Here is a 13,695-nt window from a genome sequence, read left to right as displayed (position 1 = left end):
ACCCGGCCCGGCCGCCGGACCGGGCGCCGTTACGTCCGCGGGCGGGGCGCCTCAGGTGAAGACCACGGTCCGGTGGCCGTTGAGCAGGACCCGGTGCTCACTGTGCCACTTCACCGCGCGCGCCAGCGCCTGGCACTCCACGTCCCGGCCGACGGCGACGAGCTGCTCGGGACTGACCTCGTGCCCGACGCGCTCGACCTCCTGCTCGATGATCGGGCCCTCGTCGAGATCGGCCGTCACGTAGTGCGCCGTGGCGCCGATCAGCTTCACACCCCGGGCGTGCGCCTGGTGGTACGGCTTGGCGCCCTTGAAACTCGGCAGGAAGGAGTGGTGGATGTTGATGATCCGGCCGGACAGCTGCTTGCACAGATCGTCGGAGAGCACCTGCATGTAGCGGGCCAGCACGACGAGTTCGACGCGCTCCGTGCGCACCAGCTCCAGCAGCCGCGCCTCGGCCTCCGGCTTGTTCTCCCTGGTCACCGGGATGTGGTGGAAGGGGATGTCGTAGGACTCGACGAGCTCGCGGAAGTCCGTGTGGTTGGACACCACGGCCGCGATCTCGACCGGCAGCGCCCCGATCCGGGTGCGGAACAGCAGGTCGTTCAGGCAGTGCCCGAACTTGCTGACCATGAGCACCACGCGCATCTTCTCGTCGGCCCGGTGCAGCTGCCAGTCCATGCGGAACGAGTCGCCGATGGCGGCGAAGCTGGCGCGCAGCTTCTCCAGCGTGACGGGCTCCTGGGCGTGGCCGTCCTCGCCCGGGGGGCGGCCGCCGTAGCGGCCCTGGCCGGCGGTGCCGCCGCTGAAGTGCACCCGCATGAAGAACAGTCCGGTGTCGTGGTCGCCGAACTGCTGGCTGTCCTCGATGTTGCAGCCGGTCATGAAGAGGTAACTGGACACGGCGTGGACGATGCCCTGCCGGTCGGGACACGACAGGGTGAGGATGTACTGCTCGGGGGCCTGCCCGGAGGCGGCGGGCTGCGACTCGCTCATGACCCCATAGGCTCCCACATCCGCCCGGTCCCCAGCGGCCCGGTCCATATCCGCCCGGTCACCCCGGGCCCGGCCGTCCGGCCCTGCGGCCCGGCGCTCCGCCCGGCCCGTCAGACCGCCCGGGCCATCAGCGCGAGCGCGTCCAGGGAGCGCGGCGGGGCGTCCGGGTCCTCGCCGTCGTTCTGCGCCAGCCGTACGTGTGCGTCCCGGGCGGCCCGTACAGCCTCCGGCCAGCCGTGGTGTTCGAGGTAGACGGCGACGGGGGCGTCCGGGCCGACCTGGTGCATGATGCGCAGCACGCGCAGCACGGCGACGTCGACGAGCGCGGCCTCCTGGGAGTCGCGGAAGATCGTCCCGACGTACTTCTCCGCCGACCAGTTGTCGAGCCAGGTGTCCTCGACCAGCCGGTAGACGGCGTCGGTGACGTCCCCGTACCCCTCCCGTCCGGCCAGCCAGCACTCCTGCTGGAACACGGGGTCCGAGAGCATGTGGAGCGCGGAACGCACATGGGCGCGCCAGCGCCACCAGGGCATGTCATTGAGCGGCATACCGCCCATACTGAGTGAGCGGTGGCCGCGACGGGAAGACCTCTCCGAACCCTGCACAGGATGGAATGGTACGTTCCGCTCGGCGGCGGCCTTTCCGCACCCCCGCTGTTCACACTCCCGTCACCCCGTGTTGACCTTTCATCACGGCGGAGTTACCGGCCGGGCGGAATCGTCCCTACCCATGACTGGACGGCTACGCCCCACCCCCCCATTTCCGCGCAGGGCAGTCACCGTCGCGGCCGCGACGGCGGTCTGCGCCTCGCTTCTCGCCGGCTGCGGCAGCCTCACCGGCACCTCGGGCGCCTCCAAGGACCCGGTGACCGTGATGACCTGGGCCCCCGAGGGCACCTCGGCGACGAACATGCCCGGGATGCCCGCCATGGCCAGGGCCTACGCCCGCTGGGTCAACGAGAACGGCGGCATCAACGGCCACGAACTCGAGGTCATCACCTGCAACGAGCACAACGACACCGTCAGCGCCGGACGCTGCGCACGCCGCGCCGTGGCCGAGGAGGTCGCCGCGGTGGTCGGCTCCTACAGCCAGCACGGACGCGCCTTCATGTCGCCCCTCGAATCCGAGGGCATCCCGTACATCGGCGGATACGGGGTCACCGACGAGGAGTTCACCAGCCCGCTGTCCTATCCCGTCAACGGCGGGCACGCCACCCTGATCGCCGGCAGCGGCCGGCAGCTCGCGGCGCAGTGCGAGCGCGTCACCCTGGTCCGTCCCGACACCATCAACGGCGACCAGATGCCCTCCCTGATCAGCGCCGGCCTGGCCGAGGGCGACCGGGAGGAGGCCAGCGACGTCCGCGCCCCCGAGGACGCCTCCGAGTACAAGCGGCAGAGCGAGCTGGCCCTGGAACTCCTGGAGATCGAGGACCGGGGCACGGAGGGCGCGTGCGTCACCGCCGCCCTCGGCGACCGCACCGACACCTTCTTCGACTCCTTCCGCCGGCTGCGCAAGAACAGCGAGCCGATCCGGCTGGCCTCCGTCCTCGGCAGCGTCCAGCAGTCGCTCGTGGACCGCACCGGCGGCTCCGGCAGCCCCTTCGAGGGCGCCTCCATCACCAGCTGGTACCCGGCGGCGGACGACCCGGCCTGGGACACGATGCGCGCGGTCGTCCGCGAACACGCCTTCAGCGACAACCGCGTCGACGTCTCCGACCCGGGCGTCCAGACCACCTGGATCGCCTACACGGTGCTGCACCGGCTGATCGAGTCGATCCACGACGGTCCCGTCACCGGCCGGTCGCTGCGCCAGGCGCTCGACAGCGGCATCGGCGCCGACGGCATCGACACCGGCGGGCTGACCCCCAAGCTGAGCTGGAACTACCAGGACGTGCTGGGCGCGAGCGACTATCCGCGGATCGCCAACACGATGGTGTCCTTCCAGGAGGTGCGGGACGGCCGGCTGGTGGCGTCGCGCGACGGCTTCGTCAATGTGGCCAAGACCCTGGAGCGCCGCTACACCTATGCGCAGAGCAGGGCCGCCGAGGAGTGACGCGGGGCACGGCGCGGCCGGATCCGGGTGCGCTGCGGCCGCCGGGCGCACGGCGGGCACGGCACCGGCGCCCCGGCGGTGAACCGGGGGCCGGCCGCCGCCGTTCGGATCAGAGCTGCAGGTACTGGCGTTCGGTGAGGCCGTGCTTCTTGGCGATCGGGTTCCAGAGCGCGGCGGCCTTCTTCTTCGCCTCGGTGGCCCGTCCGCTGGCCGTGTTGCCCTTGGCCGTCTGGCCGGTCACCTTCGCCTTGCCGCCCTTGCAGCCGCCCTTGCCGGAGGCCACCTGGTCGGCCCAGGCCGCGTAGTGGTTGTCGGCGGCGGCCGACGCCTTCCAGGCGCTGGTCAGCGAGGTGGTGAGCGAGGCGTGCCCGGGCAGCCGGTCGACGGAGATCTCGCCGAGCCGGGTGACCAGCTCGTTCCGCTGCTTCGCCGCGTCCCGCAGATCCGAGGCGGCCTTCGACAGGTTCTTGCAGGCGCCGATGTTCTGCACGGCCTTGATCACCGTCTCCCGGCTGTTGTTGCTGTCCGCGAGCAGCGCGTCCAGCGCCTCGGCCTGCTCCTTCACCGGGTCCGCCGCCGATGACGGCTCCGTGCCCGCCGACTGGCTCGCGGCGACCGGCTTCTTGTCGTCCGCCCCGGACCCGTCGTCGCCGCCGCTGAGCGCGGCTCCCGCCGCCAGGCCGGCCACAACGCAGCCGCCGATGACGATGCCGGCCAGCGCGGCCGGGGAGAGCGGCCGCTTGCGCTCGGCGTTGCGGCGGGCGGCGCGGCCCTGCGGGGCCTGCGCCTCGTGCGGCGCGGGCGGCTGCTGGAACTGCTGCTGCCCGTACTGCTGCCGCGACGGCGGCGGGGGCGGGGACTGCGGGTCGAAGCGGGGCATCTGCTGCGTGGCGTCCGGCCCGTCGGCGGCGCGGGAGTCCCGGAACAGGCCGTCGAACTCCGCGGGCGGCTGCCGGTCGCCGGGCGAGCCGGGCCTGACGCCGTAGGGCTCGTGTGCGGGGGCGGCGGTGCCGCGGCGGGCGGCGGACCGGAGGGGGCGGCCGGGGCCGGGCCGTCGCCCGGTACGGGGCGATGTACTGGGTGGCCTGCTCGTCCGCGTTCTCCGGCGGCCACGGCGCGGGGCCGCCATCGGGGCGGCGGCCGAGGAAGGTGGTGGACTCGGAAGGTCTCTCCGGCGGCAGCGGACCCCCGGCCACCGGCGCCATGAGCTGGGTCGCCTCTGCGTCGGACGAGGGCGGTGCCGGAGGGGCGGGGCTCTGCGGGGGCAGCACCTGGGTCTCCTCCGCGGGCAGCGGCATCGGTCCCGGCGCGGACGGCAGGGGCTCACGGTGCCGCTGCGGCTCGTACGGCGACTGCTGGGGCTCGTACTGCGGCTGGGGCGGCGGCTGCCCGTACTGCTGGTCCTGCAGCCCGTGCCGCTGGTCCTGCAGCCCGTGCCGCTGGTCCTGCTGCCCGTACTGCTGGTCCTGCTGCCCGTACTGCTGATCCTGCTGCCCGTACTGCTGATCCTGCGGCTCGTACTGCGACCGCCCTCCCCCGGACCGCTGCCGCTCCTCCTGCTGCTCCGGGCCCCAGGGCTGCCCCCATGGCCGCCCGGCGGCGGGCGCCGTGTGCCGCTCGGGCACGATCGGCTCGCCGCCACCGGCAGGCAGCACGATGCCCTCGTACGCATGACGTTGCGGCTCGTTGCCCTGTCCGCTCTGCGACACCAGGACTCCTTGGCTCTGCGGGGACCACTACGGAAGCTCCCTGCACGCTACCCGTTGTCCGCGCGCCTCTGCCACGCGCCTGGTCACAGCCGCCCTCCGGCGCCCGGAGGGCGGCTCGGGGCCAAGGCCCCACAGGTGTACCGCAGTTGTCGCCCCGGTGTCCTGCCGGTGCCGCGCGGGTGCCGTACCGGCGGCGCCGGGGGCCGGACCGGGGGACCCGGCCCGGCCGTCCGCCCCGCCGCTACGCCGCCACCGGTTCCGCCGCCCGCTCGCCGAACTCCCGTACCGCGCGTTCGGCCGCGAAGGGCTTCAGCCGCTGCTGGAAGTCCTCCAGGTACTCCATGCCCCGGTTCGAACGGAGGCCGCCCAGGAGCTCCAGCGCCCGTGTCCCGGTGTCGCACGCCTGCTCGATCTCGCGTTGCTGGGTCTGGGCCGCCGCCAGGAGCAGCAGCCCGATCGCCCGGCGCCGCACCCGCCCCTCCGGATGACCGGCGAGAGCCTCCTCGGCGCGGCGGCGGGCCGGTCCGGCGTCGCCCAGGTCGCGGTGGCAGTGCGCCAGTTCGTCGGCGAGATAGGCCTCGTCGAAGTGACCGATCCAGGCGGGGTCGTCGCCGTTCCCGGTCCGGTCCATCGCCGACACCGCGCGCGCCGCCACGGTCGTGAAGGCCGCGCCGTCGCCCATCAGCGCGTGTCCCCGCGCCTCCGCCGCCAGGAACATCGCCTCGGCCCGCGGAGTGACGTGGCCGCGCGCCCCTTCCTGCGCCGCCCGGGCCAGCTGCGCGATCTCGCGCGGATTGCCGAGGGAGGCCGCCAGGTGGCTCATGCCGGCCGCGAGGACGTACCCGCCGTAGCCGCGGTCCCCGGCGGCCTGGGCGAGCCGCAGGGCCTGGATGTAGTAACGCTGGGCCAGCCCGGGCTGGCCGGTGTCGACGGCCATGTAGCCGGCCAGTTCGGTCAGGCGGGAGACGGCCGCGAACAGGGCGCGTCCCACCGGCTCCTTGTACGAGCCGCCGAGCAGCCCGGAGACCACGCTGTTGAGGTAGTGCACGACGACCGGGCGCACATGCCCGCTGCCGTAGCGGTGGTCCAGCTCGGTCAGCGCCGCGGTCATGGCCCGTACGGCCTCGACGTCGGTCATACCGACCCGCGCACCGCCGGCCCGCGCCACCTGCGGATCGGTTCCGGTGATGAGCCAGTCGCGGCTGGGCTCGACCAGCGCGGACGAGGCGACGGTGGACCCGGACAGGAAATCGCGGCGGCCCACATCGCTCCGCCACAGCTCGCAGACCTGTTCGATCGCACCGGGAACGGTGGGCGAGAACTGCAGCCCCACCCCGGAGGCGAGGTTCTTGCCCTCGGCCATGCCGATCTCGTCGATCGTGACCGTGCGCCCCAGCTTGCGGCCCAGGGCCTCCGCGATGACGGCCGGGGCGCGGCCGCGCGGCTGCTGGCCGCGGAGCCAGCGGGCCACCGACGTCTTGTCGTAGCGCAGGTCGAGACCGTGCTCCGCGCCGCAGAGGTTCACCCTGCGGGCGAGCCCGGCGTTGGAGCAGCCCGCTTCCTGTATCAGCGCCCCGAGCCTTTCGTTGGGCCGGCGTGCGACGAGCGGCCTGGCTGCCATGCCTCTACCCCCTTGATCGCGAGCGTGGTCGGCAGGCGGTGCCCCGGCTCCGTCTCCGCTCCCCACGGGGACGTACCGGTCGGTTCCTGCCATGTCGTCTGATCGGTGCCTACGAGATCGTTCGGCGGGTTACTCATGCGCAAGATGCCGCACTACGGACTACCCGCCCACACGGCACCTGTCGCCCACGCGCCCCCGCCGGTGCATCCGTGCGCCCCGGACGGGGGCGGGGTGCGCCGGGTCGCACCACCGCGGAGCCGTACCCCGGGGCGGACACGGCGAGCGGTGACCGGCGGGGGCGGAGCGCGCGGCCCCCGCACGGCGGGCCGGATTCCGGTACCGCGCGGACAGCCGCCGGCGGAAGCCGCGCCGTGGCGGGCGCGGCGGGGGCGCCGGGCGGTGCCGCCCGGCCGTCACCTGGCCGCGTCCGGGCCCGGCGGCGCGGCCGCCGGAACGGAAGCGCCCGGAAAGCGGAGGAGGCCGGGCGGGCACCGGTCCCGGCTCCGGAACCCGCCGCTCCCGTGGGGGACGGGCCGCCGTGCGCCGGGGGCGCATCCGGAAGCGCGGCGCGGGAGCAACGGGTGGCGGGTGGCGTGGCCGGGCCCCTCGGCGCCCACGGAGAAGGCGCCACAGGTCCTCCTGCGGTCGGACGTGCGTCCGGCTCCCCACCCCGTAGGGTGCCTTGCCGGGGGGCCGGAACGGGAGGCTCCCCCGGGGGGACACACGGGGACGATGAAGGGCGCGGGACGTGGCAGAGAAGCGGACGGCGGAGAGGCCCGACCACACCGGCAACACCGGCAACACCGACCGGACCGGCCCGGCAGCCGGCACTGCGGCGGAAGCGGGAACGGAAGCGGCGGGAGCGGAAGCCGGGGCGGCGCCCCCGGCGGACACGGCCGGATTCCCCGTCGCCGTCCGGGTCCGCGGGCTGTGGAAACGGTTCGGCGAGCAGGCGGCCGTCGCGGGGGTCGATCTGGAGCTGCCCGCCGGGCGGTTCATCGGCCTCGTCGGGCCGAACGGCGCGGGCAAGACGACGACCCTGTCCATGGTCACCGGGCTGCTGCGCCCCGACGCGGGCCAGGTGCTGATCGGCGGCCACGACGTCTGGGCCGACCCGGTCGCCGTGAAATCCCGGATCGGGGTCCTCCCCGAGGGCCTGCGGCTCTTCGAACGTCTCTCCGGCCGCGAACTGCTCTCGTACCTGGGCCGGCTGCGCGGACTGCCCGGCGAGGAGGTGGACCAGCGGACGACGCAGCTGCTCGACGTGCTCGGCCTGGCCGGCGCCCAGCACAAGCTGGTCATCGACTACTCGACCGGTATGCGGAAGAAGATCGGCCTCGCCGCCGCGCTGCTCCACAACCCCGAAGTGCTGTTCCTCGACGAGCCCTTCGAAGGGGTCGACCCGGTCTCCGCACAGACGATCCGCGGCGTGCTGGAGCGCTACACCGCCTCCGGCGCGACCGTCGTCTTCTCCAGCCACGTCATGGAACTGGTCGAGAGCCTGTGCGACTGGGTGGCGGTGATGGCCGCCGGCCGCATCCGCGCCCGCGGTCCGCTCGCCGAGGTGCGCGGCGACGCGCCGACGCTGCAGGACGCCTTCCTCGAACTGGTCGGCGCGGGAGGCCACGACGCCGGGCAGAGCCTGGACTGGCTGGGCGGCGGCGCCCGGTGAGCACCGCACCCACGACACCGACCGCCCCCGCCGTTCCCGCGCTCGGCGCCGCCGGCCGCCCGGACGCGCCCCCGTCCGCCGGAGGAGCCGCCGTCACGGCCGTCTTCGTCCGGCTGAAGCTGTCCCTGCTCCGCAACGGCCTGCGCCAGTCGGCCGGCCGCAAGGCCGCCTACATCGCCTCGCTCGTGTTCACCCTGCTGTTCGCGGCACTGCAACTGCTGGGCCTGATCGCCCTCCGCGGCAACGAGCACGCGCCCGCCCTCGTCCTGACGATCACCGCCGTCCTCACGCTGGGCTGGGCCGTGATGCCGCTGTTCTTCTCCGCGGGCGACGAGACGCTGGACCCGACGCGGCTGGTGATGCTGCCGCTGCGCCCCGCCCCGCTGGCGCTCTCCCTGCTGGTGGCCTCGCTCATCGGCATCGGCTCGCTGTTCACCCTGACCCTGGCCGCCGGCTCGGTGGTGGCGGTGGCCCACGGCACGGCGGCCGTCGTGACGGGCGTGGTGGCCGCGCCGCTCGTGCTGCTGGTGTGCGTGGCGCTGTCCCGCGCGGTGGCCGCCGCCAACGTCCGGCTGCTGACCAGCCGCAGAGGCCGTGATCTGGCCCTGCTCAGCGGTCTGTTCATCGCGGTCGGCGCCCAGCTCGTCAACCTCGGGGTGCAGAAGCTGTCCGAGCCCGGCGGACTGCGGGTCCTGGAGCCGGCGGCGGACGTGCTGCGCTGGGTGCCCCCGGCCTCCGCCCTGGACGCCGTACGCGCCGCGGGCGCGGGCTCGTACGCCACCGCGGCCGCGCAGCTCGCGCTGACCGGCGCCGCGCTGGCGCTGCTGGTCTGGTGGTGGCAGCGGAGCCTCACCCGGCTGATGACCGCCCCCGACGGCTCGACCCTGCAGGCCGCCACCACCCCCGAGAAGAAGCCCTCCGGCGACGGCACCGGCCTCACCCGGCTGCTGCCGCCCGGCCGCACCGGCACCGTCATGGAACGCACCCTGCGCTACGCCTGGCGCGACCCCAAGGCCAAGACCGGCTGGGTCTCGGCGCTGGGCATCGGCCTTCTGCTGCCGGTGGTGTACGCGGTGCAGGGCAACGGCAGCCCGTACGCGGCGTGCTGGGCGGCCGGGCTGCTGGGCATGCAGATGTACAACCAGTTCGGGCAGGACACCTCCGCCTTCTGGATCGTGGCGCAGACGATCTCCTCGCCGCGCGACGCCCATCTCGAACTCCGCGGGCGGGCGATGGCCCTGGCGGTCGTGGCGGTGCCGTATGTGACGCTCGTGGTGATCATCTCCTCGGTCCTGCTGGGGGACTGGAGCGCGTTCCCGGAGGCCCTGGGCGTCTCCCTGGCCCTGCTGGGCGCCATGCTCGCGACGGGCGCGCTGGCCTCCGCACTCTTCCCGTACTCGATCCCGCAGGACAGCGGCTTCAAGAACGTCGCACCGGGGCAGGCCGGGCTGGCGTGGCTGAGCATTCTGGGCGGCATGCTGGCGGCGGCGCTGCTGTGCGCGCCGCTCCTGGCACTCGTCATCTGGATGCATGTCGCGGGCGCCCACGCCTGGCTGTGGCTGATCCTGCCGGCCGGCGCCCTCTACGCCTGGGGGATCACCCGCCTCGGCCTGCGGCTGGCGGCCCCGCGCACCGCCGCCCGGCTGCCGGAGATCCTGGCGGCGGTCAGCAGGGCCTGACCGCCGCCCCGGGTGGGCGGCGGCAGTCCGCGCCCGGCTCCGCCCACCCGGGCGGCGGATCACCCGGCTCGCCGCTCAGGCCGGCGTCACGTTCTCCAGGAACGGCTCGACGACCGACCGCCAGCCCTCGGGCCGGTCGTAGTGGACCAGATGCCCCGCGTCCGGCACCTCGGCGTACTCGCCCCGGGGCAGCACCCGGACCATCTCCTGGGCCTCGGCACGGCCCAGTTCGCCGTCGAGGCCCCGCACGACGAGGGTGGGGCACCGCACTTGCGCCAGTTCGTCCCAGTGGGCGTCGTGCACCCAGGACTCCCGCGCCCGCAGCATCGCCCGGCGGGAGAAGACCGGGCGCCAGCCGTCGGCGCGCTCGGCCATCACCTCGGCGAAGAAGTCGCCGCGGGACGGCCGGGGGCGCTCCAGGCCCGGATCGTCCTCGCCGAACCACGTGCGGACGTCCGCGAGGGTCGCGAAGGGCAGCGGCCAGGACGCGAACCACTCCTCCCACTCGCGCTGCGAACGGGCGCCGAGCGCCGAGGCGCGCATGTCGCAGATGACGAGCGCCCGGACGAGGTCGGGGCGGCGGGCGGCGAGCTGCCATGCCGTCAGGGCGCCCATGGCGTGGCCGATCAGCACGGCCGGGCCGAGTTCCAGCCGCTCCAGAACGGCCTCGGCGTCGGCGACGTAGGCCTCCCGGGTGTACGGGCCGCCCGCGGGCTTCTCGCTGCGCCCGTGGCCCCGTTGGTCGAGGGCGACGGCATGGTGGCGCGCGGAGAGCCAGCGGGCCGTCTCCGCCCAGTGGGACGCGCGCCCCATCAGCCCGTGCAGGAGCAGGACCCCCGGGGCCGCCTCGCCCTCCCGCACGCCCTTGGGCGGGTCGGCGAACTCCCAGGCGGCCAGCCGGACTCCGTCGGCTCCGGTCGTGTTGATGCGCCGAACCATGTGATCTGGCACCCCCATTCCTTCCGGCTGCCGTTTCGGTGTGCTGCCCCGCGGCCGGCCGCAGCGCGTCTGTCTCGGGTCCGTCGGGTCCGTCGTGTCTCTCGTGCCGCTCGCTCTGTGCCGTGCCTGGCGTGGCGTGCGGTTCGTGTGGTGCGCGGGGGTCGTGCCGTGCGGGGTGGAACACGGATACAGTATCGAACTCTTATTCGAACATGGGGTGATGGAGCCGCATCGCCGTACAAGAACCCTCGTACGGGTGACAGCCCTCAAGGATTGGCCGCCGCGGCCGAGGGGATGGAAAGAACGAGGTGAGAACGTCGGCACCGACCCTGAGAGCTCGGGGCTCCGGGTCGACCGGCGCGACACGGGGAGGCGAGGCCCCGGCTACGCCACGGCGAGCCGGGGCCTTCGAACGTCCGGGACGGACGCCGGAAGACAGCCGGATCGGCGGGCTCGGCAGGATCGGCGGGCCGGCCTGCGGGGCTGATGCGCTGCCGCCCCGGGCCTGCACGGCCTTCCGTCCGGCCGGGGCCGCGCCCGACCCCGCCGGATCGGCGTACTGTTCGATTCGGGCGGCGTCCCGCCAAGCAGCGGCGGCCGTCCCGGGGGCCTCGGTGGCATCCCGCCGGGACCGTCCGGGGTTCCGCCCGGCACGCGATCCGGCTCGTACGGTTTTCAGCCCGCTCCGACCGCTCCGACCGCTTCGTCCGCCCGCCCGGACCGGCCCTCTCCCGGCGCTTGCGGCCGGGGTATCGGCACCGATCCGGTTCCCTCGGCCCATCCCGCACACCTCCCGGTCGGCGGACAGAACGCGGCGCCCCGCGAATGCCCCGGCGCCATATGCCTCAGCGACAGGGTGACATGCCCGGCCGTCCGTGCGCTGCCCCTACGCCCTTAATCCAGCCCCTGTGTGCCCCTCGCGCCCGCGCTTCCGACGGGCCGTCCGCACCTCGGACACCTCGCCGCGCGCCCCTCCCGCGCCGCCGCGCCCCCCGGCACCGCCCGTCCCCGGTGTGGTGCCCGAACGGACCACGGGTGGTGTACGGCGGGACACCTTCGCCCGGCGCCGCTCCGCCGGAAACCGTGCCCCGCAGGCACCGCGCCGTACCGGGCAGGCCGCACCCGCGCCCGCCCGCCCGGTACGGCACCGGTGCGAGCCCGGGCGCCGGCCCGCTCCGCGCGCTAACGCTTCGCCACGAACACGTGGGAGGCGACGTCCGCGTCCAGCTCCGCGGCCTCTCCGCCGCTGCCGATCAGCACGCCGCCCGCCGACTCCCGGACGCTCACCACCGAGCCCGGCTGCACCCCGGCCCGCCGCAGCGTGTACATCAGCTGGGCGTCCGTCTGGATCGGCTCGCCGATCCGCCGGACGACCACCGTCTTGCTCTCCGCGCCCGGGCGCAGATCGACCAGGCTGACCACGCCCTCGCCGAGGAACGGGTCGGACCGGCCGGACTCGCCCAGCTCCTCCAGGCCCGGGATCGGGTTGCCGTACGGGGACTCCGTGGGGTGCTGCAGCAGCTCCAGCACGCGCCGCTCGACGGCCTCGCTCATGACGTGCTCCCAGCGGCACGCCTCGGCGTGGACCTGCTCCCACTCCAGCCCGATGACGTCGACCAGCAGGCACTCGGCCAGCCGGTGCTTGCGCATGACGCGGGTGGCCAGCCGGCGGCCCTCCTCGGTCAGCTCCAGGTGGCGGTCACCGGCCACGCTCAGGAGTCCGTCGCGCTCCATCCGCGCCACCGTCTGGCTGACCGTCGGACCGCTCTGGTCGAGCCGTTCCGCGATCCGCGCGCGCATGGGCACCACACCTTCCTCCTCAAGCTCCAGGATGGTGCGGAGATACATCTCCGTGGTGTCGATGAGTCCGGACATGCGTGCCCCTCGTAGATGGTGCGGTGGCCCCGGCCCCCAATTCTTGCGCATGCCGGGGACAACCGGCCCCTGTCGTGCGGCGGCCCGGCGCGGTATTGACAGGGCAGTGGTGTAGACCGCACCGTGATCGCCGCGGGGCGGGCCCGGCCGGGGCCCCACCGCGGCGGACCTCCCGCGGCGATCCCGCGGAGCCCCCCTCGGACTCCGGCGGCTTCCGGGCCTCCCGCGAATCCTCCGGCCAGCCTCCCCCGATCCTCCCCCGATCTCTGCCGGACGTCCGGCGGAAACCCCAACGGACCCCACGGAAAGGGCCCCTCGGCGATGAGCGACAGCACGCTTCCCGGGAACCGTCCCGCACGGCTCACGGCGCAGCTCACCACCCCCCGGCCCGGCGAGGACCTTCCCGGGCGGTTCCTCGACGCCGCCGCCGACCTGCTGCGGCGCGTCCGCGACGAGGAGACCGACGGCATCCTCCGGGCCGGGTCCCTGATCGCCGACACCGTCACCGCGGACGGACGGCTCTTCGCGTTCGGCGCCGGGCACTCCTCGCTGCCCGCCCAGGACGTCGTCTACCGCGCGGGCGGTCTGGCCCTGATGAACCTGCTCGCCGTACCGGGCGTGACCGGAGTCGACGTCATGCCCGCCACCCTCGGCAGCGCACTCGAAAGGGTGGACGGGCTGGCGGAGGCCGTCCTCGGCACGGCCCCGGTGCGGTCCGGCGATCTGCTCGTGATCATCTCGCTCTCCGGGCGCAACGCGCTGCCGGTGGAGATGGCCCGGGGCGCCCGGGCGCGCGGGCTGACGGTGATCGGGGTCACCTCCGTCGCCTACGCCGCCGCCACCAAGCCGCAGAACCCCAGCGGCACCTTCCTCAAGGACCACTGCGACGTGGTCCTCGACAGCAAGATCTCCGTGGGGGACGCGGAACTGACCGCCGACGGCATCGACGCACCCTTCGCCCCCGCCTCGACCGTCGTGACCAGCGCGCTGATGCAGGCCGTCATGGCCTCCGCCGCCGGCGAGCTCGCAGCGCGCGGGATGACTCCGCCGCTGCTGCGCTCCGGCAACGTCGACGGCGGCCACGACTGGAACCGCGAGGTCCTGGACGAGTACCGCGACCGGATCTTCCACCGGCACACCTGAGCCCCGGCGGAC

At 74.3% G+C, this 13,695-nt stretch carries 11 protein-coding genes; 5 read left to right on the top strand and 6 right to left on the bottom strand.

All coding sequences use genetic code 11. The features are described 5' to 3' along the window. Positions 1 to 51: 51 nt before the first annotated feature. Together purU and E4N63_RS18365 are read right to left on the bottom strand one after the other, a co-directional pair. Positions 52 to 993 carry a formyltetrahydrofolate deformylase gene (gene purU / locus E4N63_RS18370; RefSeq protein WP_125626450.1) on the bottom strand — a complete coding sequence of 314 codons (942 nt, stop codon included), beginning with the start codon at positions 991 to 993 and terminating at the stop codon, positions 52 to 54. A 110-nt stretch (positions 994 to 1,103) separates the two neighbouring features. Continuing rightward, positions 1,104 to 1,550, bottom strand: coding sequence for a hypothetical protein (locus tag E4N63_RS18365; RefSeq protein WP_019711901.1), 447 nt, complete (start codon positions 1,548 to 1,550; stop codon positions 1,104 to 1,106). A 172-nt stretch (positions 1,551 to 1,722) separates the two neighbouring features. Here E4N63_RS18365 and E4N63_RS18360 point away from each other — a divergent pair, with 172 nt between their 5' ends. Then, a complete protein-coding gene (locus E4N63_RS18360; RefSeq protein WP_230241190.1) occupies positions 1,723 to 3,045 on the top strand; it encodes an ABC transporter substrate-binding protein in 1,323 nt (440 codons plus the stop codon). A 109-nt stretch (positions 3,046 to 3,154) separates the two neighbouring features. Here E4N63_RS18360 and E4N63_RS18355 read toward each other — a convergent pair whose 3' ends face one another. After that, positions 3,155 to 3,925 carry a hypothetical protein gene (locus tag E4N63_RS18355; RefSeq protein WP_230241189.1) on the bottom strand — a complete coding sequence of 257 codons (771 nt, stop codon included), beginning with the start codon at positions 3,923 to 3,925 and terminating at the stop codon, positions 3,155 to 3,157. Positions 3,926 to 4,197: 272 nt separating this feature from the next. Here E4N63_RS18355 and E4N63_RS18350 point away from each other — a divergent pair, with 272 nt between their 5' ends. Next, positions 4,198 to 4,530, top strand: a complete 333-nt coding sequence (locus E4N63_RS18350; RefSeq protein ID WP_230241188.1) for a hypothetical protein — start codon at positions 4,198 to 4,200, stop codon at positions 4,528 to 4,530. A 465-nt stretch (positions 4,531 to 4,995) separates the two neighbouring features. Here E4N63_RS18350 and E4N63_RS18345 read toward each other — a convergent pair whose 3' ends face one another. After that, positions 4,996 to 6,375 carry a transcriptional regulator gene (locus tag E4N63_RS18345; protein WP_230241187.1) on the bottom strand — a complete coding sequence of 460 codons (1,380 nt, stop codon included), beginning with the start codon at positions 6,373 to 6,375 and terminating at the stop codon, positions 4,996 to 4,998. 748 nt (positions 6,376 to 7,123) lie between these two features. Between E4N63_RS18345 and E4N63_RS18340 the strand changes: the two genes are divergently transcribed. Then, complete coding sequence (locus E4N63_RS18340) at positions 7,124 to 8,047, top strand: ABC transporter ATP-binding protein (RefSeq protein ID WP_308188711.1); 924 nt, start codon at positions 7,124 to 7,126, stop codon at positions 8,045 to 8,047. After that, the gene (locus tag E4N63_RS18335) at positions 8,044 to 9,726 is read left to right on the top strand and encodes a transporter (RefSeq protein ID WP_374112796.1); all 1,683 of its coding nucleotides are present in this window, start codon (positions 8,044 to 8,046) and stop codon (positions 9,724 to 9,726) included. The genes E4N63_RS18340 and E4N63_RS18335 overlap by 4 nt, the downstream gene beginning before the upstream one ends. 75 nt (positions 9,727 to 9,801) lie before the next feature. Here the strand turns inward: E4N63_RS18335 and E4N63_RS18330 are convergent, their stop codons facing one another. Together E4N63_RS18330 and E4N63_RS18325 are read right to left on the bottom strand one after the other, a co-directional pair. Beyond that, positions 9,802 to 10,665, bottom strand: a complete 864-nt coding sequence (locus E4N63_RS18330) for an alpha/beta fold hydrolase (protein WP_125626503.1) — start codon at positions 10,663 to 10,665, stop codon at positions 9,802 to 9,804. 1,182 nt (positions 10,666 to 11,847) lie between these two features. Next, positions 11,848 to 12,540 carry a metal-dependent transcriptional regulator gene (locus E4N63_RS18325; protein WP_019711208.1) on the bottom strand — a complete coding sequence of 231 codons (693 nt, stop codon included), beginning with the start codon at positions 12,538 to 12,540 and terminating at the stop codon, positions 11,848 to 11,850. Positions 12,541 to 12,861: 321 nt separating this feature from the next. Here E4N63_RS18325 and E4N63_RS18320 point away from each other — a divergent pair, with 321 nt between their 5' ends. Next, the gene (locus E4N63_RS18320; protein WP_125624720.1) at positions 12,862 to 13,683 is read left to right on the top strand and encodes an SIS domain-containing protein; all 822 of its coding nucleotides are present in this window, start codon (positions 12,862 to 12,864) and stop codon (positions 13,681 to 13,683) included. The last annotated feature ends 12 nt before the right edge of the window (positions 13,684 to 13,695 follow it).

It is taken from the genome of Streptomyces sp. MNU89, assembly GCF_020982505.1.
Taxonomy (GTDB): domain Bacteria; phylum Actinomycetota; class Actinomycetes; order Streptomycetales; family Streptomycetaceae; genus Streptomyces; species Streptomyces xinghaiensis.
The sequence above is the reverse complement of the archived record's forward strand: the minus strand, read 5'-3'. Positions and strand labels throughout refer to the sequence as shown.